The following is a 20546-nucleotide window of genomic DNA, read 5'->3' on the forward strand; positions in this document are numbered from 1 at the left end:
CCAATCAGTCCGGAATGACTTCAGGTGCCTGCCGTGGCGCGGGCGCGGTCAGCGAGGTGATCTTGATCAGCAGGCCGAGGTGACCGTTATCGAGGAAATTCAGTTGGCCATTTTTGGTATGGCTCTGCTGTTTGAGGCGCTCGCTGGCGGTGACCAGGCCATTGGCGTCGATCTGGTTGATCCAGAAATCGGCATCCACGTCGGTGAAACGGCCCAGTTTCAGTTCCAGGGTGCCCTCGATGGGGAATTGTCCGAACTGTTCGGCACCGTCGCTGATGGCGACTTTGCGGCCCTGTTCACCGAGCGTCTGCTGCCAGGCCTTGTGCATCAATACCGTGTACTGGCCGCTGGCGGTGAGTTTCTCGACGATGTTGCCCAGGGCCGGTGTGCGCTGGCTGTCCGCGCCCAGGCGTTGCGCGCCGGCGTCCCAGTCTTCCGGTGCGGCGCGGCTGACAATCGCCGGCTCGGCGTTCTGGCGGACTAGAATCATTTCAACCTGATACAGGTCGTCGGCAAACGCCAGGGGAGCGACCAGGGTCAACAACAAGGTCAGTGAGCGAAACAGGCGCATGGGGCGTCCTTCAAGCAGTGGTCGGAGTGAGGCGCTCGAACAGCGCCTCTACGGTATTGAAACGCTCTTCCGCGCGTTCCATGGGCACCATGAATTTGAACATCGTGGCCCCTTCGAATTTGTAGCGTTTGGGCTGGCCTTGGATCAACTTGATCAGCACCAGCGGGTCGACCGGAGTCTGGGCTTCGAACTCGATCCGGCCACCGTTGGGGCCGCCATCGACTTTCTTGATGCCCAGTTGCTCGGCCTTGAGCTTGAGCAGCGTGGTGCGCACCAGGTTCTTGGTCGGTTCCGGCAGCAGGCCGAAGCGGTCGATCATCTCCACCTGCAGGTCCTTGAGGCCTTCCTCGTCGCTGGCGGAGGCGATGCGTTTGTAGAGGATCAGCCGTGCGTGGACGTCCGGCAGGTAATCTTCCGGGATCAACGCCGGCACTCGCAAATTGATTTCCGGCCCGCCGCCCAGGGGTTGATCGAGGTTCGGCTGCTCGCCCTTGCGGATCGACTTGACCGCGCGTTCGAGCATTTCCATGTACAGGGTGAAGCCGACGGCCTGGATCTGGCCACTCTGGCCGTCGCCGAGCAGTTCGCCGGCGCCACGGATTTCCAGGTCGTTGGTGGCCAGCACGAAGCCGGCGCCGAGGTCCTGGGTGTTAGCGATGGCTTCCAGGCGCTTTTCCGCATCCGGGGTGATCTGCTGGCGCGGTGGCGTCAGCAGGTAGGCATAGGCTTGGTGGTGGCTACGACCGACCCGGCCGCGCAACTGGTGCAACTGGGCCAGGCCGAATTTGTCGGCGCGCTCGATGATGATGGTGTTGGCGCTCGGCACGTCGATGCCGGTCTCGATGATGGTCGAGGCGATCAGCACGTTGAAGCGCTTGTGGTAGAAGTCGCTCATCACCTGTTCGAGTTCACGTTCGCGCATCTGCCCGTGGCCGATGCCGATGCGCGCTTCCGGCACCAGTTCGGCCAGGTCGGCGGCGCATTTCTCGATGGTCTTCACGTCGTTGTGCAGGTAATAGACCTGGCCACCCCGCAGCAGCTCACGCAGCAGGGCTTCCTTGACGGTGCTTTTGTTCTGCTCCATGACAAAGGTGCGCACCGACAGGCGCCGGGCCGGTGGCGTGGCGATGATCGACAGGTCGCGCATGCCCGACACCGCCATGTTCAGCGTGCGGGGGATCGGCGTGGCGGTCAGGGTCAGGATGTCGACTTCGCTGCGCAGGGCCTTGAGCTGTTCTTTCTGGCGTACGCCAAAACGGTGTTCTTCGTCGATGATCACCAGCCCCAGGTTCTTGATCTTCACGTCGTCCTGCAGCAGCTTGTGCGTGCCGATGACGATGTCGATCTTGCCCTCGGCCAGTTCGGCCACGGCGGCGTTCACTTCCTTGGTGGATTTGAAACGGCTCATCACTTCCACGGTCACCGGCCAGTCGGCGAAGCGGTCGCGGAAACTGTTGTAGTGCTGCTGGGCGAGCAGGGTGGTCGGGACCAGGATCGCCACCTGCTTGCCACCGTGCACGGCAATGAATGCGGCGCGCATCGCCACTTCGGTCTTGCCGAAGCCCACGTCGCCGCACACCAGTCGGTCCATGGGCTTGGGCGCGAGCATGTCGGCGCGCACGGCTTCGATGGTGGTCTGCTGGTCGACGGTTTCTTCGAACGGGAAACCGGCGCTGAAGGTTTCGTAGTCGGCTTTCGGATCGGCGAAGGCGTAGCCCTCGCGGGCGGCGCGACGGGCATAAATGTCCAGCAGTTCGGCGGCCACGTCGCGCACCTGTTCGGCCGCCTTGCGCTTGGCTTTCTGCCAGGTTTCCGAGCCCAGGCGGTGCAGCGGGGCGAGAGCGTCGTCGCTGCCGGTGTAGCGGGCGATCAGGTGCAGGTTCGCCACTGGCACGTAGAGCTTGGCGCCCTCGGCGTATTCCAGGGTCAGGAACTCGGCGGCCTGGTTGTCGATTTCCAGGGTCGCCAGGCCCAGATAGCGGCCAACGCCGTGGTCGATGTGCACCACCGGCGCGCCTTCGCGCAGCTCGGTGAGGTTCTTGATGACGGCGTCGTTGGCGGCGTCGGCGCGTTTCTCGCGACGGCGGCGCTGCATGACGCGCTGGCCGAACAAAGGACTTTCCGCCACCAGCGCCAGGGCCGGGTCATCCAGGACCAGGCCGTCGTTCAACGGCGCGATCGTGATCGCCAGGCGATCCTTGCCGGCGACGAAGTCCGGCCAGCTGTCCACCGTCTTCGGCCGCAGCTTCAGGCGTTCGAGCAGTTCCAGCAGCACTTCGCGACGCCCCGCGGATTCAGCGGTGAACAGGACGCGACCGGGGAATGCGTCGAGAAAGCCCGCCAGTGCCGCCAATGGCTGCGTGGCCTTGGCTTCGATGGCCAGGTCCGGCAACGCCTTGGCCGGGAAGCGTTCACGGCCAACGCCGGTTTCCACGTCCTGCTGGCTTGCCACCACCCGCGGCCAGCTCTTGAGGCGGGCAAAGCAGTCTTCCACCGGCAGGAACAGTTCGGCTGGCGGTAATAAAGGCCGGGAAGGGTCGACGCGACGCTCTTCGTAGCGGTTGCGCACGTCGTTCCAGAAGTTTTCCGCCGCCTGCTCGATGCCCGGCAGGGAAAACACCTGGGTGTCCTGGGGTAGGTAATCGAACAGGGTGGAGGTTTCTTCGAAAAACAGCGGCAGGTAATACTCGATACCGGCGGGCGTGATCCCGCTGCTCAGGTCCTGGAAGATCGGGCAGCGGCGGAAATCCACATCGAAGCGCTCGCGAAAGCGCGCCTTGAAACGGGTCACGGCGTCTTTCTGCAGCGGGAATTCCTTGGCCGGCAACAGGCGGATCGACTGCACTTTGTCGATGGAACGCTGGTTTTCCGGGTCGAAGGTGCGCAGGGTCTCGATTTCGTCATCGAACAGGTCGATGCGATACGGCAGTTTGCTGCCCATCGGGAACAGGTCGATCAAGGCGCCACGCACCGCGAACTCGCCGTGCTCGTACACTGTGTCGACACAACGATAGCCACTGGCCTCGAGGCGGGTGCGCATTTGTTCGACGTCGAGCTTCTGGCCGATGTCCAGCACCAGGCTGCTGCCGAGCAGGAATTGGGTCGGAGCCAGGCGATGTAGGGCCGTGGTGATCGGCACTACCAAAACGCCATGACTGAGCTCCGGCAGCCGATAAAGGCTGGCGATTCGCTGGGAAATGATGTCCTGGTGCGGTGAAAACAGATCGTAGGGCAGGGTTTCCCAGTCCGGGAAATGCAAGACCGGCAAATCCGGAGCGAAAAAACTCAGCTCCTGTTCCAACCGTTCGGCGCTTTGGCTGTCGGCGGTCAGCAGCAGAGTGAAACGCTTTGCAGCGCTGGCAGCCTCGGCGATGGCCAGGCTCAGGGCGGCACCGGGCAGGTTGCCCCAGTGCTGTTTACCTGCCGCGGCAGGGAGAAGCGGAAGACGCAGAACGGGCACGGAAGATTGAGCTCCAGCATTGCGACAAAGTCGACAATTGTAGCGGGGGAAGGGGGCTGCTGTCAGTCGCAGACTACCCAGGCCGGCAGGAAAACCACGGCGCGACGGGCGCGCATTGCTCCGCCGAGGACTCGGCGGCATAATGTAGCCCCTTTTTTCAGCCCCTACATGTGGAAGGTTACCGTGACTCAGAAGCCCGACCAGTGTCTTGGTGAATGGATTGATCGTGAAGCGCTCGCCGAAGCGATGATCCCTCTCATCGGTCAGCTCTACCGCAATAACAACGTGGTGAGCTCGATCTATGGCCGCAGCCTGATCAACCAGTCTGTCATCGCGATCCTCAAAGCCCACCGCTTTGCTCGCCACCGTTCTTCCGACGACAGCGAACTCTCCGTCCACGAAACATTCCCCCTGCTCAAGGCCATGAGCGAGCTCAAGCTCGGCGCGGCGTCGGTGGACCTGGGCAAGCTGGCGTTCAAGTTCCGCAACGAAGGCAATGGCCGTAGCGCCGAGCAGTTCGTGCGTGAAGAGATGGCTGATGTGGTTGGCCAGCAGAACGCTTCGCCTCGCAAAGGCACTGACGTGGTCCTGTACGGTTTCGGCCGTATCGGCCGTCTGCTGGCGCGCATCCTGATCGAAAAAACCGGTGGTGGCGACGGCCTGCGCCTGCGGGCCATCGTGGTGCGCAAGGGCGCCGAGAACGACCTGACCAAGCGTGCCAGCCTGCTGCGCCGCGACTCGGTCCATGGTTCGTTCAACGGCACCATCACCATCGACGAAGAAAACAACACCATCACCGCCAACGGCAACCTGATCCAGGTGATCTACGCGAAGAACCCGACCGAGGTGGACTACACCCAGTACGGTATCAAGGATGCGCTGCTGGTGGACAACACCGGTGTATGGCGTGACGCCGACGGCCTGGGCCAGCACCTGGCCTGCCCGGGTGTCGATCGCGTTGTCCTGACCGCGCCAGGCAAGGGCAAGCTGAAGAACATCGTTCACGGCATCAACCACGGCGACATCACCGCTGACGACAAGATCGTTTCCGCCGCCTCTTGCACCACCAACGCCATCGTGCCGGTGCTCAAGGCAGTGAACGACAAGTTCGGCATCGTCAACGGTCACGTCGAAACGGTTCACTCGTACACCAACGACCAGAACCTGATCGACAACTTCCACAAGGGCGATCGCCGTGGCCGCAGTGCCGCGCTGAACATGGTCATCACCGAGACCGGTGCCGCCACCGCCGCCGCCAAGGCCCTGCCTGAACTGGCCGGCAAGCTGACCGGCAATGCGATCCGCGTGCCGACGCCGAACGTGTCGATGGCCATTCTCAACCTGAACCTCGAGAAAGCCGCCACCCGTGAAGAGATGAACGAGTACCTGCGCTACATGGCGCTGCACTCCGACCTGCACAAGCAGATCGACTTCGTTAACTCGCAAGAAGTGGTGTCCACCGACTTCGTGGGCTCGCGCCACGCCGGTGTCGTGGATGCCGAGGCCACCATCAGCCAAGACAACCGCGTTGTTCTGTACGTCTGGTACGACAACGAATTCGGTTACAGCTGCCAGGTGGTTCGCGTGATGGAAGACATGGCCGGGGTAAACCCGCCAGCGTTCCCGCGCTAAGCCTTAGCCGTTTGTGAAAACGCCCCGACTTGTCGGGGCGTTTTTTTTGTCCGGGTTTTGGGGTGCCTGGGTTGGCCTCATCGCGAGCAAGCTCGCTCCCACAGGATGTACACGATCAAACTGTGGGAGCTCGCTCGCGATGGCGATCTGTCAGGCGCCGCCGATGACTGAAGCCTGCGCGGTCCGCAGTTCATGCCGATTGCCCTTGAACAACACCAGGGTCGCAATCAACCCCAGCACCGCCGCCCCACTGAGCCATATCCCCGGTGCAGCCTTGTTGTCGAGCACATGGATCAGGTAGGTACAGGCCGCCGGAGTAAATCCGCCGAACGTCGCTGTCGCCAGGCTGTAGGCCAGGGAGAAACCGGTGGTGCGCACTTCAACCGGCATGATTTCCGTCAAGGCCACCACCATGGCACCGTTGTAGGATCCGTACAGGAACGACAGCCATAGTTCGACGATCAGCAAGTGGCTGAAACTGGGATTCGCCACCAGCCAGGCCAGCGCCGGATAGGCGGTCAGGATCGCCAGGATCGTCGCACCGAGCAGCAGGGGTTTGCGTCCGATCTTGTCGGAAAACGCCCCCATCACAGGCAGCCAGAAGAAATTCGACAAGCCGATGCACACCGTGACCAGCAGCGCATCCAGGTCCGACAGGTTCAACTCGGCCTTGCCGAAGGTCGGTGTGTAGGCGGTGATCAGGTAGAACGACACGGTGGTCATCACCACCAGCGCCATGCCGGCCAAGACAATGCCGAAGTTCTGACCGATGGAGCGGACAATTTCCGACAGGGTGGGGCGGTGTTTTCTTGCTTGGAATTCAGGTGTTTCTTCCAGCGAACGACGAATCATGAAGATGGCCGGGACAATCATGCACCCCACCAGGAACGGTACGCGCCAGCCCCAATCGCCCATCTCCTGGGGGCTCAGCCAGTGATTGAGGCCAACCCCCAGCAGGCCGGCAAACACCACCGCCGCCTGTTGGCTGGCGGATTGCCAACTGACAAAGAAACCCTTGCGCCCCGGCGTGGAGATTTCCGCCAGGTAGACCGACACCCCACCCAGCTCCACACCCGCGGAGAAGCCTTGCAGCAATCGGCCCAGCAGCACCAGCAAGGGGGCCGTCACGCCGAGGACGGCGTAGCCTGGCACGCAGGCGATCAGTAGGGTGCCCATGGCCATCATCGCCAGGGTGATGATCAAGCCTTTGCGGCGGCCATGGCGGTCGATGTAGGCACCAAGAAAAATCGCCCCCAGGGGACGCATCAGAAACCCGGCACCGAACGTGGCCAGGGACAGCATCAGCGAGGCGAACGCACTGTCGGCGGGAAAGAACGTCTTGGCGATGGCCGTGGCGTAGAAGCCGTAGACCATGAAGTCGAACATCTCTAGGAAGTTGCCGCTGACAACGCGAAAAATCGCCTTGCCGTTGCTCGTGGTGGAAGACATGGGTAGGTACTCACTCTGGCAAATCTTGTATGAGGGCGCTGTATCCCCTGTGGGAGCGAGCTTGCTCGCGATAGTGTTGGATCAACCAGTATCGATGTAGCTGACACACCGCCATCGCGAGCAAGCTCGCTCCCACAGGTTCGCGCACGCACGCGCTGAAGCTCATAATGGCCGGCGCGGTTTTGAGGGGAGATGAAGATTTGTTAACTGGACGGTGGGGAAAGCTTGTGGTGCTGGCCGTTATGTTGTCCGGTTGTGGCATCGGCGACACCCTGGAACGTTTCGACGGTCCGACCATGGGCAGCCATTATTCCATTCAATACGTCAGGCATTCCGCCGGGCCCGCTCCGAAAACGGTGCAGACCGAGGTGGAAAACATCCTTGCCGAAGTGGATCGGCAATTCTCGACCTATCGCGGCGATTCGGATGTGGAGCGCTTCAACGCATTGCCGGCCAACAGTTGTCAGGTCATGCCTGGGCCGGTCCTGGCGTTGATCCGCGTGGGCGAGCAGTTGTCGGTTCAAAGCGATGGGGCCTTTGATCTGACCGTGGAGCCGCTGTTGAACCTGTGGGGCTTCGGGCCCCAGTCCCGGGAAGAGAAAGTGCCGACTGCAGAAACCTTGGCCTTGGCGCGCCAGCGCGTCGGTCATGCTCATTTGCGTATTGAGGGCGACCGGTTGTGCAAGGACGCAGCGGTGGAAGTCGATTTCAACAGCATCGCCGCCGGTTATGCCGTCGACCGCATCGCCGCCAGGCTCCAGGCCCTGGGCATCGACAGTTACCTGGCCGAAGCCACCGGGGAACTCAAGGCCTTCGGGCGCAAACCCGATGGTTCGGCCTGGCGCATCGCCCTGGAAGAGCCCCGGGATGACCAGCAAGTGGCGGAGCGTGTCATCGAGGTCAACGGCTACGGCGTTTCCACCTCGGGCGACTACCGTAATTACTTCGAACAGGGCGGTCAGCGTTATTCCCACACCTTTGATGCACGCACTGGTGCGCCGGTCCTACATAACCTGGCGTCAGTCACGGTGATTCATCCTTCGGCGCTGATGGCCGATGGACTATCGACGCTGTTGCTGATTCTCGGCCCCGAACGGGGTTGGGACTATGCCGAAAAACATGGTGTCGGGGTATTTTTCGTGCTCCGGGACGGCGAGCGGTTCATCACGCGCACCAACGATGCGTTTGAACGGATCAGCGGCGGGAAAACCCAATGATGACAGTCTTCAGGATGTAGGCGACCTGTGGCGAGGGAGCTTGCTCCCGCTGGGCTGCGCAGCAGACCCGTTTCTGTGAGCGCTTCGCACTCAAGCGGGAGCAAGCTCCCTCGCCACATTGATTAAGGCAAACCTTGAATAGTAGCGACGACAGGCTGGTGAAAGCGTAGATGTGGCGAAATAGCGCAGGCAAAACTAGCCTACGACGCGACCAAGGGGTAATGTGCGCGGCGTTGACGCTTCTATAGACTGTGGCCGGGCTCGTGAACCGGCCCCAAATTGTTCCTTCATGCCGCAGGCCGGCATGATTTAGCCGTCGATGCCTAGTGAGGCGTCGCGGCCTGTTCTGAGGAGTACGCATGGCTGTCTACAACTACGACGTGGTGGTACTGGGCTCCGGCCCGGCGGGGGAAGGCGCGGCAATGAACGCGGCCAAGGCAGGGCGCAAGGTGGCGATGGTCGACAGCCGTCGGCAGGTCGGCGGCAACTGCACCCACTTGGGTACCATCCCGTCCAAGGCCTTGCGTCACTCGGTCCGGCAGATCATGCAGTTCAACACCAACCCGATGTTCCGGGCCATCGGCGAGCCGCGCTGGTTCTCCTTCCCGGACGTGCTCAAGAGCGCCGAGAAGGTGATCTCCAAGCAAGTGGCCTCGCGCACCGGTTACTACGCCCGCAACCGTGTCGACGTCTTTTTCGGCACCGGCAGTTTTGCCGACGAGCAGACGGTCGAAGTGGTTTGCGGCAATGGCGTGGTCGAGAAGCTGGTGGCCAAGCACATCATCATCGCCACCGGTTCGCGCCCGTACCGCCCGGCCGACATCGATTTCAACCATGCGCGGATCTACGATAGCGACACCATCCTGAGCCTGGGTCACACCCCGCGTAAGCTCATCGTCTACGGTGCCGGCGTGATCGGTTGCGAATACGCCTCGATCTTCAGCGGCCTGGGTGTGCTGGTGGAACTGGTGGATAACCGCGGCCAGTTGCTGAGCTTCCTGGACTCGGAAATCTCCCAGGCCCTGAGCTATCACTTCAGCAACAACAACATCACCGTGCGCCACAACGAAGACTACGACCGGGTCGAAGGCGTCGACAATGGCGTGATCCTGCATCTCAAGTCCGGCAAGAAGATCAAGGCCGACGCCTTGCTCTGGTGCAACGGCCGTACCGGCAACACCGACACCCTGGGCCTGGAAAACATCGGCGTGAAGGTCAACAGCCGCGGCCAGATCGAAGTCGACGAGAACTACCGCACCTGCGTGCCGAACATCTACGGTGCCGGTGACGTGATCGGCTGGCCGAGCCTGGCCAGTGCCGCCCACGACCAGGGCCGCTCGGCCGCCGGCAGCATTGTCGACAACGGCAGCTGGCGCTTCGTCAACGACGTGCCGACCGGCATCTACACCATTCCGGAGATCAGCTCGATCGGCAAGAACGAGCAGGAGCTGACCCAGGCCAAGGTGCCGTACGAAGTGGGCAAGGCGTTCTTCAAGAGCATGGCGCGCGCACAGATCGCCGGCGAGCCGCAAGGCATGCTGAAGATCCTGTTCCATCGCGAGACCCTGGAAGTGCTGGGCGTGCACTGCTTCGGCTACCAGGCGTCGGAGATCGTGCACATCGGCCAGGCGATCATGAACCAGCCGGGCGAGCTGAACACGCTGAAGTACTTCGTCAACACCACGTTCAACTACCCGACCATGGCCGAAGCCTATCGGGTAGCGGCCTATGACGGGCTCAACCGGCTTTTTTGAGCGGCTCCGGCCGGTGGCCTGAGCCGGCCGGGGAGACCGATTTCAGCCTTTCCCAAGGGTGGCAGTGGCCAAACCGGGAAAGTCTGTAATCAGGCTGTCAGCGCCAAAGTCGGCGAGCCTGCGCATCAGCGCGGGTTCGTTGACGGTCCACACTGACACATGCAGCCCCTGGCGCTGCGCCTTGATCAGGCGTTCCGGCGTGCACAAGGTCCAGTTCAACGCCAGAATCTCGCAGCCGTAGCTCTGGGCGACCTTCAACGGGTCGAGCCAGGCGTATTCGGCCACCAGTCCGCGGGAGATGTCCGGGGTCAGGTCCAGGGCCGCCTTGAGTACTTCCCGGGAACTGGACGTGATGGTGATCTTGTCCAGCAGCCCGAAACGCTGGGCCATTTCGCGGATGCCCAGCACCGTGGCCGCAGCGCGGGTGCGCGAGGCACTCTTGACCTCCAGCTGCCAGTGCTCGAAATCACACTTCTCGAACAGCTCCTCCAGGCGTGGGATCGGGCACGGCTTGATCCAGCCCGGGCTGCCTTTGCGCGCATCGTAGGTCACCAGCTCGGCGGCGGAGTGTTCCACCACCTTGCCGCGGCGGTCCGTGGTGCGCTTGAGTGTTGGGTCGTGGATGACCATCAACTCGCCATCCATTGAAAGATGCAGGTCCAGCTCGCAACGGCGTACGCCGTGCTTGAGGCACTCCTGAAAACCGGTCAGGGTGTTTTCCGGCGCTTCGCCCTTGGCGCCGCGGTGGCCATAAATGAGGGTCACGGTTCTTCCTTATTGATACCTGATTCGTTCAGTTCCCGGGCCAGGCGCCGTTCTTGCGCCTGTTTCTGCAGGATGTAGCGAGCCAGCAACTGGCGCTGGGCGTCGGTGGGGCGTTCGAACTCGGTGCCCACGTCGTAGCCGTCGCCTTTGGGGTCACAGTGGGTGACCCGCGCCCGCAGCAGCAAGCCAAGGGCCTGGGGCATCAGCACCAGCTTGATCGACAAGTGGGCGCCGACGGCGATTGGCGTGGGGTATTGGAAGTCCACGCCGCCTTCGGAAATGATCACCGGCTGTGGCTCGCCGATTTCGCCGAGCACCGTCAGGGCAATGACCTGGCTGAGCAGGTCGATGCGTTTGTTCATCGCCTTGAGGTACGCCGCGACGCTGCGTTCGCGCTCGCTGATCTGGCGCAGCAGGTGCTGTGACTCGAATTCGCTCAGGTGCAGTTCACTGAGCAGGTTGAACAGTGGAGAAGCATCCTGCAACACTTCCTGGCCAGCAGCTTCAGGAATGGAGAGGGGCCGAATTTCCAGTGCGATCGTGTCCTCGATACGGTAGTATTCGCGGCGATCTTCTTCATCTAATGTCGACATGGCGAACCCATGGTAGCGGCGGTGGTCTGAGTGTAAAGCTGGTTTGTGACCCCCGCCACAAGGACGTTCCTTTTCCCTCCGAACAAGCCCCGACATGTTCAGACCTCTCTTCGTATTTATCGGCACGCGTTATACCCGTGCAAAACGTCGCAATCATTTCGTATCGTTCATTTCCCTGACGTCCATCATCGGACTGGCCCTTGGCGTGGTCGTGATGATCGTCGTGCTCTCGGTGATGAATGGCTTCGACCATGAGATGCGCACCCGCGTGCTGGGCATGGTGCCCCACGCGACCCTCGAAACCGGCGAAGCCATCAGCGACTGGCCGAGCCTGGCCGCCAAGGTCAAGCAGAACCCGCAGGTGCTGGCCGTGGCGCCATTCATCCAGATGCAGGGGTTGCTGACCAACGACGGCAAGGTGTCCAAGGTGTTGCTCAATGGCATCGACCCCGGGCTCGAGCGGCAGGTGTCGATCATCGATAACTTCATGCAGCAGGGCAAACTCGACGACCTGGCGCCCGGCAGCTTCGGCATCGTCATCGGCGACAAGGCCGCGGCCAAGCTTGGCGTGGCCATCGGCGACAAGCTGACCTTCGTCGCCCCGGAGGTCACCGTGACCCCGGGCGGCATGTTTCCGCGCATGAAACGCTTTACCGTGGTCGGCATCTTCCATGTCGGCGCCGGCGAGCTGGACGGTTACCTGGGGGTCACCAACCTCCAGGACCTGGCCCGCCTGCATCGCTGGAAACCGGACCAGGTCCAGGGCCTGCGGCTGAAGTTCGACGACCTGTTCCAGGCCCCGCGTGTGGCCTGGACCATCGCCCAGCAGCTTGGCGAAGACCGCTACTACGCCCGGGACTGGACCCGTACCCACGGCAATCTGTACCAGGCGATCCGCATGGAAAAAGCCATGATCGGCCTGCTGCTGTTGCTGATCGTCGCCGTGGCGGCATTCAATATCATCTCCACGCTGGTGATGGTGGTGAACGACAAGAAGGGCGATATCGCGATCTTGCGCACCCTCGGTGCCACACCAGGGCAGATCATGCGGATCTTCATGGTCCAGGGCACGGTCATCGGCGTGATCGGTACGTTCGTGGGGGCCCTGGTCGGGATGTTCGCCGCACTGAATGTCAGCGCCGCGATCGCCGCCCTCGAAGGCCTGATCGGGCACAAGTTTCTCAACGCCGACGTGTACTTCATCGACTACCTGCCATCGCAGTTGCAGTCCGATGACGTGTTGATGGTCTGCGCCGCCGCGTTGGTCCTGAGTTTCCTCGCCACCCTGTATCCTGCCTGGCGTGCCGCGCGCACCCAGCCTGCGGAGGCGTTACGTTATGAGTGAGTCGGGCATGAGTGAAAAAGCAATCTTGAGCTGCCGCAACCTGGGTAAATCCTACGAGGAAGGCCCGGAGTCGGTGGTGGTGTTGTCGGGCCTGCAACTGGAACTGCACCCGGGCGAGCGCGTGGCGATTGTCGGCACCTCCGGGTCCGGCAAAAGTACCTTGCTCAACCTGCTGGGCGGCCTGGATACGCCGACCGCCGGCAGTGTCTGGCTGGCCGGCGAAGAACTGTCGGCACTGAACGAGAAGGCCCGTGGCCTGCTGCGCAACCGTTCCCTGGGTTTCGTCTACCAGTTCCACCATCTGCTGCCCGAGTTCACCGCGCTGGAAAACGTCTGCATGCCGCTGTTGATCGGCCGCACGGCGATTCCCGAGGCCCGTCAGCGCGCCACGGCGTTGCTGGAGCGGGTAGGGCTGGGGCATCGCCTGGAACACAAGCCGGCCGAACTGTCCGGTGGCGAGCGCCAGCGCGTGGCGATTGCCCGGGCCCTGGTCAACAAGCCTGGCCTGGTGATGCTCGATGAGCCGACCGGCAACCTCGACTCCCACACCGCCCAAGGCATCCAGGACTTGATGCTGGAGCTCAGCACCTCGATGCGCACGGCGTTCCTGGTGGTGACCCACGACATGAACCTGGCCCGGCAGATGGACCGCGTCCTGCACTTGCAGGAAGGTTGCCTGACGCCCATCTGACCGACCGAAACCCGACACTTGAAACCAGTGTCGGGTCTTTTATTTTCATACGGTGCCCCGCGAATGTTCAGACCGTTATCGATCTTTATCGGCACGCGCTATACCCGCGCCAAGCGCCGCAATCGCTTTGTTTCGTTCATCTCCATGACCTCGATGATCGGCCTCGCCCTGGGTGTGCTGGCGATGATCGTGGTGCTGTCGGTGATGAACGGCTTCCAGCGCGAAATGAGCTCGCGCATCCTCGGCATGGTGCCCCACGCCACGATCGTCGGTGTGAACCCGATCGACGACTGGCAGCCGGTGGCCGCCGCGGCACTGAAGAATCCTGAAGTGACCGCTGCCGTGCCGTTTACCGAGATGGAAGGCATGCTGAGCCATAAAGGTTCGATGCAGCCGATCCAGATCAGCGGCATCGATCCGGCCCAGGAAGGCAAGGTGTCCATCGTTGCCCAGCATATCGTCCAGGGGCGTCTCGATGCCTTGAAACCGGGCGAATACGGTGTGGTCATCGGCGAGATCACGGCCCGGCGTTTCCGGTTGAATGTCGGTGACAAACTGACGTTGATCGTGCCGGAAGTCAGCACCGCGCCGGGGGGCATCACGCCGCGGATGCAGCGCTTGAACGTCGTGGGTGTGTTCAAGGTCGGCGCCGAACTGGACGGCTCCATGGCCCTGATCCACCTGGCCGACGCCGCGCAGATGCAGCATTGGCAGCCGAACCAGGTGCAGAGCGTGCGCCTGGCAGTGAAAGACTTGTACGCAGCGCCGAAGGTCTCCGGTGACATCGCCACTGGCCTTGGCGCGGATTACAAGGCTGACGATTGGACTCATACCCAGGGCAGCCTGTTCAGCGCCATGAAAATGGAAAAAACCATGATTGGCCTGCTGTTGCTGATGATCGTCGCGGTGGCGGCGTTCAACATCATCGCCACGCTGATCATGGTGGTGAACGACAAGGGCGCGGACATCGCGATCCTGCGTACCATCGGCGCCACACCGCGGCAGATCATGGCGATCTTCATGGTCCAGGGCACGGTGATTGGTGTCGTCGGCACGCTCATCGGTGGCGTGCTGGGGGTGATCGCGGCGTTGAACGTCAGTGCGCTGGTGGGCTGGCTGGAACGGGTCAGCGGCCAGCACATCTTCAGTTCCGATGTGTATTTCGTCAGCAACCTGCCGTCTGAGCTGCAGCGTGGTGACGTAGTGCTGATCTGCTCGGCCGGGTTCATCCTGAGTTTCCTCGCCACCGTTTACCCGGCATGGCGCGCGGCGAAGATCGAACCGGCCCAGGCGTTGCGGTATTCCTGATAGCCCGTAGGTCTGGATGCTTGCCAGGCCTGTGGCGAGGGAGCTTGCTCCCGCTGGGCTGCGCAGCAGCCCCAAACGCTTTGGGCTTACCCATGATGATAGGCAGGCCTCCGGCTTTTTTTGGGAGCGCTTCGCGCTCCAGCGGGAGCAAGCTCCCTCACCACAGGGGTTGCGTCGGGCTTAATCCCCCTTCGGCAACTCGATCAGGAACCGCGTCCAGCCATCGGCCGATTCACAACGGATCTGCCCCCCATGGGCGCGGATGATCGAGCGGGTGATGGCCAGTCCAAGCCCCGCGTGTTCGCTGCTGCCTTCCTGACGGGCCGGGTCGGCGCGGTAGAAACGGTCGAACAGGCGCAGCAGCAAGTCCGCTGGAATCCCCTCGCCACTGTTCTCCACGCTGACCCTCACGCCTTGAGTTCCCTCGACCACCCGCACCCGCACTTCGCCGTCGACGGGGGTGAAGCGCAGGGCGTTGTCCAGCAGGTTGGAGAGCGCCCGGCGCAACATGTTGCGGTCACCCTCGATGCGGCCGTCGCCTTCGCGTCTCAAACGGACCCTGGTGTCTTCGGCCAGGGGAGCGAAAAATTCCAGCAGCACGTCCACTTCCTCGCCCAACTGCAGTGGTTCGCGATTGAGCGCCAGCAGGCCATGGTCGGCCTTGGCCAGGTACAGCATGTCGTTGACCAGTTGCGCCATCCATTGCAGTTCTTCGAGATTGCTGTGCAACGCCTCGCGGTAATCCTCCAGGGAGCGTTCGCGGGTGAGGGTGACCTGGGTGTGGGTCAGCAGGTTCGACAGCGGCGTGCGCAACTCATGGGCGATGTCGGCAGAGAACGCCGAGAGCCGCTGAAACGCATCGTCGAGGCGTCCGAGCATGGCGTTGATGCTGTGGGCCAATTCCGCCAGTTCGGCGGGCATTTGCTCTTCGGGTAGGCGGGCGTTCAGGGAGCGGGCCGAGACGTTGCCGGCGATGGCGCCCATGCGTCGCAACGGCCGCAAGGCCCGCCGGGCGGCCCAGGCACCGAGCAGGGCGGTGGCCAGGGCCGAAAGGCCGACAGTCAGCCAGATCAGCCTTTGCATGCGTTGCAGGAAGTGCTGGTGATGGGTGATGTCCAGCAACAGGGTCAGTTGCGGTGAGTCGGCTCGGTCGGGATACAGCGGCGCGTTCAACACCCGGTAATCGTTGTCGGCATCGCTGAGGGTCGACAGGCCGGGCCGCTCCGGCAACTGAGCCGGAATCCGGATCGAACTGTCGTACCAACGCACGCCATCGCTGCCCTTGATGCGCAGCGCCAGGTCGGCCTGACGGCTCAGCTCGTCCTCCAACCGGCGCTGGGTCTGTTCGGCGTTAAGGTCTTGCAGGGCTCGGCGCAGGCCGATCAGCTTGCCTTCGAGCAGTTGCTGGTCCAGCTCGATGAAGTGTGCCTCGCTGCCACGGCTGAACAGCACGCCGGCAAACAACGACACCACTGCCGTGCAGGCGGCGAACAGCAGCGCCAGGCGGCTGCTCAGCGACCAGCGGCCCCTCACAGGCTGCGCTCTTCAAGCACATAGCCCATGCCCCGCACGGTGTGGATGAGCTTATTGGGGAACTCATCGTCGATCTTGATGCGCAGGCGCCGGATGGCGACTTCGATGACGTTGGTGTCGCTGTCGAAGTTCATGTCCCAGACCTGGGATGCGATCAGCGATTTGGGCAGCACTTCACCTTGGCGGCGCAGAAGCATTTCCAACAAGGCGAACTCCTTGGCGGTGAGGTCGATGCGCCGACCGCTGCGTTCGACGCGACGGCGGATCAGGTCCAGGCGCAAGTCTGCCAGTTGCAGGCTGGTTTCCTGTTGCGTCGAACTGCCTCGGCGTAACAGGCTGCGCACCCGCGCCAGCAACTCGGAAAAAGCAAAGGGCTTGACCAGATAATCATCGGCGCCCAATTCCAGCCCGTGGACTCGATCCTGTACCGCGTCCCGCGCGGTGAGGAACAGCACCGGGGTATCCAGGCCAGCCCCGCGGACGGCTTGCAGAATCTGCCAGCCATCGCGGCCTGGCAACATCACGTCGAGAATCAGCAAGGCGTAGTCACCGCTCAAGGCCAGCTGCTGGCCACTGACGCCGTCGGCCACCAGGTCGGCGTTGAACCCGGCTTCGCCCAGGCCTTGGCGCAGGTACTGGCCGGTTTTGGTTTGGTCTTCGACGATCAGCAGTTTCATGGGCGGCTCAAGGCAGGGTTGGGACGAGGGCGTTATACCGTGGCAGGCGGGCTCGTGGCGCAACCTGACAAAGTTGTAATCGAGCGGTCAGCCGACTGGCAGGCCTGCAGCGATAGAGTTTCCCACACGCTGAATCCGATTGGAGTATGGATATGTTGATGGAAACCCGCTTGATCACAGCGTGTTGGTGAAGCCGGGCAAGACCGCCGAGCCGACCTGGGCCTTCAGCAAGGCCGCGCGCCTGGCATTTGCCTGCAATTTTCCCGGCCACTACCAGGCCGGGATGAAGGGCGACCTGACAGTCAGTCAGTAAGCACTCAAAGGCTGCGGCAAAGGCTGATAGAATCCGCTGATTCTTCAGTCAGGTTTCCGTCATGCATCCCGCAGCCGAACATTCGCCGCTGGGCAAATCCAGCGAATACATCGCCACGTACACGCCGTCACTGCTGTTCCCGATCCCGCGCACCGCGAAATGGGCGGAACTGGGCCTGACGGCCGAGACCCTGCCGTACAAGGGCGTGGATTTCTGGAACTGTTTCGAGCTGTCGTGGCTGTTGCCGTCCGGCAAGCCGGTGGTGGCCATCGGTGAATTCGCGATCCCGGCGGACTCGCCGAATATCATCGAATCCAAATCCTTCAAGCTGTACCTCAACTCCTTGAACCAGACGCCGTTCGCCGACACCGCAAGCCTGGAAGCCACCCTGCGCCAGGACCTGTCGGCCGCGGCCGGCAAGGCGGTGGGTGTGCGAATCCGCAGCCTCAAGGACGTGGAGCGTGAAGGCATCGTAGCGTTGCCCGGTACCTGCATCGACGATCTGGACATCAGCGTCGACTCCTACGCGCACCCGCGCCCGGAACTGCTGCGTTGCGACGCTTCGCGCATCGTCGAGGAAAGCCTGCACAGCCATCTGCTCAAGTCCAACTGCCCGGTGACCAGCCAGCCAGACTGGGGCAGCGTGGCGGTGGAATATCGCGGCGCTGCCCTGGACCATGCCAGCCTGCTGGCCTACATCGTCAGCTTCCGCCAGCATTCGGATTTCCATGAGCAATGCGTGGAGCGGATCTTTCTCGACCTGCAGCGCTTGCTCAAACCGGAGAAATTGACGGTGTATGCGCGGTATGTACGGCGTGGTGGGCTGGACATCAACCCGTATCGCAGTACTGAAGACGTCCAACTGCCGAATCACCGCCTGGTGCGTCAGTAAACTTTTCTTGTGGAGGTGAGCTCTTGTGGGAGCGAGCTTGCTCGCGATGAGAGCAGCACATCCAACATTGAGGTTGGCTGACACACCGCTATCGCGAGCAAGCTCGCTCCCACAGGGGACGCATTGCAGGCACGTGAAACTAAAAAGCCCTGCTAGCGATAGCAGGGCTTTTTGCATGCGAAGGGTTCAGATCCCCATATTGCCCAAGGCTTGCACGATGTTGCGCAAGGTCCCGGCCAGCGTGGGGTGCTCCAGCTCGAAGCGTTCGACGGCCAGGTTCACATTGTCCGCGAGGTTGGTGTCCGGTGTTTGGGTTTCCAACTCAAGCTCAAGTTCGATCTGTTGCATCAGCGCGTGCAGGTCATCGCGCTCGACTTCGGTAAGCGGTGGATTCTGTTCCAATTGCTCGCGCAGGGTATTGAGCTGATCTTGCAATTCGCGGGCAGGCATTGGCGTACTCCCTTTATTGATAGGCACAGCCATGGACCGCGACGCTGCGTCAAAAGTCCATGGCCTGCCTTAAGAGTAATCCACACTCGCACGCCCTGCATGATCCCGGTCAGGGCTTCTCGCCTTTAATGCGGCGCAGGCAGATATCGGCCAGGCAAGTGTCGAGTTCGCCCAAGTGATCGATCACTGAATGCACCCCAAGGCCGAACAATTGCACGGTGGCCTTGGCGCGTTTGGTTTCCCGCGCCTGTTGACTCAATGCCTGCCACTCGGCGGGCGCCAGGCCACACAAAGAGCCGCAGGATGCCAGTCCGATAGTCCACAACCCCGCGTTGAGTCCTGACTGCAACAACCGTGGTTCGCCGCTGACCAATACGCAGCCGTCCAACTGCTGGACGTTCAACGCCATCAGCGCTTGCCAGCAGGCATGCGGCGCTGGCCATGGATAATTTGTTGCAGGAAGTTGCGGCGCTTTGATGGAGGTGGGCAATGAAGCCGCCAGGCTATGGCTGATGGCGGGAGGCAATTCGTCGAGCCAGGCGCAGGGGATATTCAGATGTTGCAAGCGTTGCAGGCTTTCCAGGGCGCCGGGTGTCGGGTGGGCGTGATCCGCTGGCGCTGCCCCTGGCTGACGAATGCGCGCCCCGAAATCCACCAGGCATCCGCTGAGGCCAAACAGTACGGCGGTCAGGCTGGGGGCGGGGAGGGGCAGGGCTTCGGCGCGGGGCATGGGAACGTCCTTGAAATAACCAGCAGCCTAATGGGCTCCGATGACAGTCCGGTGACAGTGAGATGAAGGGTGCCAGTCGCGGAAAAGTCCTACGGCCTGGGTGTTTTTCGGTGCTGCCTATCCACGCGTTCCGTCTTATACTAGCCAGCTTACCGCCTGGGCTCGGCGCCCTTGCCTGAATAATCCAAGGAGTTTTTCCCTATGCGCTGGAGCCATCGTCTAGCTCAGCTGTGTCTTTCCGCTTGTGTCCTGCTGGTTCCGTTCGCCACTCAGGCCGCGACGGAAGAAGATCCTTGGGAAAGCGTCAACCGTCCAATCTTCACCTTCAACGACACCCTCGATACCTATGCGCTCAAGCCACTGGCCCAGGGTTATCAATATGTGACGCCGCAGTTCCTCGAAGACGGCATCCACAACATGTTCCGTAACGTCGGCGACGTCGGCAACCTGGCCAACAACGTGCTGCAGGCCAAGCCGGCCGCCGCTGGGGTCGACACTGCCCGGTTGATCTTCAACACCACCTTCGGCCTGCTGGGCTTCTTTGACGTGGGCACCCAGATGGGCCTGCAGCGCAGCGATGAAGATTTCGGCCAGACCCTTGGCTACTGGGGCCTGGGCAGTGGTCCGTATGTGATGCTGCCGCTGCTGGGGCCAAGCACCCTGCGTGACGCGCCGGCCAAGCTGGTCGATGACTACACCGCGCCTTATCGTTATATCGATAACGTCTCGGTGCGTAACTCCATTCACGGCCTGAACATCGTTGATACCCGCGCCAGCCTGTTGTCGGCCGAGAAGATGGTGAGTGGCGACAAATACGTCTTCATCCGCAATGCCTACCTGCAGAACCGCGAATTCAAAGTCAAGGATGGCCAGGTCGAAGACGACTTTTGATTTCGACCCGTAAAACCACGAAGGCGGCCCAAAGGCCGCCTTCTGTGCTTTGGCGTCGTGTTTGTGCGGGTTTGATCCTTCCATTGAGTTACGCTTCGCTCGGTTCTTATAACTCTCTGTGCTTTGACAAATAAAGACGGCAAGCGGCTATCTGCATGAGCTTGAAACGCCCCGCGGATGGGAGTACCGTCTGCGCCTTAGAAGGGCACCTCTGATGTAAGGGCGTGTAGGGCAAAGGCCTGAAACCGGTACGACAGAGAGGCTAGAAAGCGAAT

General features: G+C 61.9%; 17 protein-coding genes and 1 pseudogene. 9 read left to right on the forward strand and 9 right to left on the reverse strand.

Features of this window, described 5'->3' with window-relative positions:
* Window positions 1–4: 4 nt before the first annotated feature.
* Window positions 5–571 carry a CsiV family protein gene (locus AB7M32_RS13965; RefSeq protein ID WP_060738405.1) on the reverse strand — a complete coding sequence of 189 codons (567 nt, stop codon included), beginning with the start codon at window positions 569–571 and terminating at the stop codon, window positions 5–7.
* A 10-nt stretch (window positions 572–581) separates the two neighbouring features.
* Entirely contained in the window at window positions 582–4031 is a 3450-nt protein-coding gene (gene mfd, locus AB7M32_RS13970) for a transcription-repair coupling factor (protein ID WP_092166598.1), read from the reverse strand.
* A 168-nt stretch (window positions 4032–4199) separates the two neighbouring features.
* Between mfd and AB7M32_RS13975 the strand changes: the two genes are divergently transcribed.
* On the forward strand, window positions 4200–5663 hold the full coding sequence (locus tag AB7M32_RS13975) for a glyceraldehyde-3-phosphate dehydrogenase (protein ID WP_072347504.1): 1464 nt from the start codon (window positions 4200–4202) through the stop codon (window positions 5661–5663).
* Window positions 5664–5813: 150 nt separating this feature from the next.
* Here the strand turns inward: AB7M32_RS13975 and tcuC are convergent, their stop codons facing one another.
* Window positions 5814–7112, reverse strand: a complete 1299-nt coding sequence (gene tcuC / locus AB7M32_RS13980) for a tricarballylate/proton symporter TcuC (protein WP_454250231.1) — start codon at window positions 7110–7112, stop codon at window positions 5814–5816.
* A 242-nt stretch (window positions 7113–7354) separates the two neighbouring features.
* Here tcuC and AB7M32_RS13985 point away from each other — a divergent pair, with 242 nt between their 5' ends.
* On the forward strand, window positions 7355–8329 hold the full coding sequence (locus AB7M32_RS13985; protein WP_454252138.1) for an FAD:protein FMN transferase: 975 nt from the start codon (window positions 7355–7357) through the stop codon (window positions 8327–8329).
* Window positions 8330–8688: 359 nt separating this feature from the next.
* Complete coding sequence (gene sthA / locus AB7M32_RS13990; protein WP_003183399.1) at window positions 8689–10083, forward strand: Si-specific NAD(P)(+) transhydrogenase; 1395 nt, start codon at window positions 8689–8691, stop codon at window positions 10081–10083.
* Between the two features lie 42 nt (window positions 10084–10125).
* Here the strand turns inward: sthA and AB7M32_RS13995 are convergent, their stop codons facing one another.
* Window positions 10126–10848: a glycerophosphodiester phosphodiesterase gene (locus AB7M32_RS13995; protein ID WP_454250232.1), complete on the reverse strand. Its 723-nt coding sequence runs from the start codon at window positions 10846–10848 to the stop codon at window positions 10126–10128.
* Complete coding sequence (locus AB7M32_RS14000; RefSeq protein ID WP_060738399.1) at window positions 10845–11441, reverse strand: PilZ domain-containing protein; 597 nt, start codon at window positions 11439–11441, stop codon at window positions 10845–10847. Before AB7M32_RS14000 ends, AB7M32_RS13995 begins: the two co-directional genes overlap by 4 nt.
* A 94-nt stretch (window positions 11442–11535) precedes the next feature.
* Between AB7M32_RS14000 and AB7M32_RS14005 the strand changes: the two genes are divergently transcribed.
* The 3 genes from AB7M32_RS14005 to AB7M32_RS14015 all read left to right on the forward strand — a co-directional run bounded on the left by AB7M32_RS14005 (window position 11536) and on the right by AB7M32_RS14015 (window position 14785).
* A complete protein-coding gene (locus AB7M32_RS14005; protein WP_454250233.1) occupies window positions 11536–12786 on the forward strand; it encodes a lipoprotein-releasing ABC transporter permease subunit in 1251 nt (416 codons plus the stop codon).
* Between the two features lie 7 nt (window positions 12787–12793).
* Window positions 12794–13477 (forward strand): lipoprotein-releasing ABC transporter ATP-binding protein LolD, encoded by a 684-nt coding sequence (gene lolD / locus AB7M32_RS14010; RefSeq protein ID WP_162843734.1) that lies wholly within the window; start codon window positions 12794–12796, stop codon window positions 13475–13477.
* 63 nt (window positions 13478–13540) lie between these two features.
* Window positions 13541–14785 (forward strand): lipoprotein-releasing ABC transporter permease subunit, encoded by a 1245-nt coding sequence (locus tag AB7M32_RS14015; RefSeq protein ID WP_072407805.1) that lies wholly within the window; start codon window positions 13541–13543, stop codon window positions 14783–14785.
* Window positions 14786–14965: 180 nt separating this feature from the next.
* On the opposite strand, the gene AB7M32_RS14020 is transcribed toward AB7M32_RS14015, so the two are convergent.
* Window positions 14966–16318 (reverse strand): heavy metal sensor histidine kinase, encoded by a 1353-nt coding sequence (locus tag AB7M32_RS14020; RefSeq protein ID WP_454250234.1) that lies wholly within the window; start codon window positions 16316–16318, stop codon window positions 14966–14968.
* Window positions 16315–16995 (reverse strand): heavy metal response regulator transcription factor, encoded by a 681-nt coding sequence (locus AB7M32_RS14025; protein WP_454250235.1) that lies wholly within the window; start codon window positions 16993–16995, stop codon window positions 16315–16317. Before AB7M32_RS14025 ends, AB7M32_RS14020 begins: the two co-directional genes overlap by 4 nt.
* Before the next feature lie 175 nt (window positions 16996–17170).
* Between AB7M32_RS14025 and AB7M32_RS14030 the strand changes: the two are divergent.
* A pseudogene (locus AB7M32_RS14030) lies at window positions 17171–17308 on the forward strand (plastocyanin/azurin family copper-binding protein); the annotation flags it as partial.
* Between the two features lie 61 nt (window positions 17309–17369).
* Complete coding sequence (queF, locus tag AB7M32_RS14035) at window positions 17370–18200, forward strand: NADPH-dependent 7-cyano-7-deazaguanine reductase QueF (protein ID WP_454250236.1); 831 nt, start codon at window positions 17370–17372, stop codon at window positions 18198–18200.
* A 186-nt stretch (window positions 18201–18386) separates the two neighbouring features.
* On the opposite strand, the gene AB7M32_RS14040 is transcribed toward queF, so the two are convergent.
* On the reverse strand, window positions 18387–18650 hold the full coding sequence (locus AB7M32_RS14040; RefSeq protein ID WP_454250237.1) for a DUF4404 family protein: 264 nt from the start codon (window positions 18648–18650) through the stop codon (window positions 18387–18389).
* Between the two features lie 109 nt (window positions 18651–18759).
* Window positions 18760–19380 carry an HAD family phosphatase gene (locus AB7M32_RS14045; RefSeq protein WP_454250238.1) on the reverse strand — a complete coding sequence of 207 codons (621 nt, stop codon included), beginning with the start codon at window positions 19378–19380 and terminating at the stop codon, window positions 18760–18762.
* A gap of 201 nt (window positions 19381–19581) precedes the next feature.
* Between AB7M32_RS14045 and AB7M32_RS14050 the strand changes: the two genes are divergently transcribed.
* Entirely contained in the window at window positions 19582–20271 is a 690-nt protein-coding gene (locus tag AB7M32_RS14050; protein WP_072407791.1) for an MlaA family lipoprotein, read from the forward strand.
* Window positions 20272–20546 lie beyond the last annotated feature (275 nt).

Source organism: Pseudomonas sp. R151218B TE3479, from assembly GCF_053629195.1.

Coding starts and splice junctions, on each gene's coding strand:
- AB7M32_RS13965 (WP_060738405.1), bottom strand. CDS start 571: ATGCGCCTGTTTCGCTCACTGACCTTGTTGTTGACCCTGGTCGCTCCC.
- AB7M32_RS13975 (WP_072347504.1), top strand. CDS start 4,200: ATGTGGAAGGTTACCGTGACTCAGAAGCCCGACCAGTGTCTTGGTGAA.
- tcuC (WP_454250231.1), bottom strand. CDS start 7,112: ATGTCTTCCACCACGAGCAACGGCAAGGCGATTTTTCGCGTTGTCAGC.
- AB7M32_RS13985 (WP_454252138.1), top strand. CDS start 7,355: ATGTTGTCCGGTTGTGGCATCGGCGACACCCTGGAACGTTTCGACGGT.
- sthA (WP_003183399.1), top strand. CDS start 8,689: ATGGCTGTCTACAACTACGACGTGGTGGTACTGGGCTCCGGCCCGGCG.
- AB7M32_RS14000 (WP_060738399.1), bottom strand. CDS start 11,441: ATGTCGACATTAGATGAAGAAGATCGCCGCGAATACTACCGTATCGAG.
- AB7M32_RS14005 (WP_454250233.1), top strand. CDS start 11,536: ATGTTCAGACCTCTCTTCGTATTTATCGGCACGCGTTATACCCGTGCA.
- lolD (WP_162843734.1), top strand. CDS start 12,794: ATGAGTGAAAAAGCAATCTTGAGCTGCCGCAACCTGGGTAAATCCTAC.
- AB7M32_RS14015 (WP_072407805.1), top strand. CDS start 13,541: ATGTTCAGACCGTTATCGATCTTTATCGGCACGCGCTATACCCGCGCC.
- AB7M32_RS14025 (WP_454250235.1), bottom strand. CDS start 16,995: ATGAAACTGCTGATCGTCGAAGACCAAACCAAAACCGGCCAGTACCTG.
- queF (WP_454250236.1), top strand. CDS start 17,370: ATGCATCCCGCAGCCGAACATTCGCCGCTGGGCAAATCCAGCGAATAC.
- AB7M32_RS14040 (WP_454250237.1), bottom strand. CDS start 18,650: ATGCCTGCCCGCGAATTGCAAGATCAGCTCAATACCCTGCGCGAGCAA.
- AB7M32_RS14045 (WP_454250238.1), bottom strand. CDS start 19,380: ATGCCCCGCGCCGAAGCCCTGCCCCTCCCCGCCCCCAGCCTGACCGCC.
- AB7M32_RS14050 (WP_072407791.1), top strand. CDS start 19,582: ATGCGCTGGAGCCATCGTCTAGCTCAGCTGTGTCTTTCCGCTTGTGTC.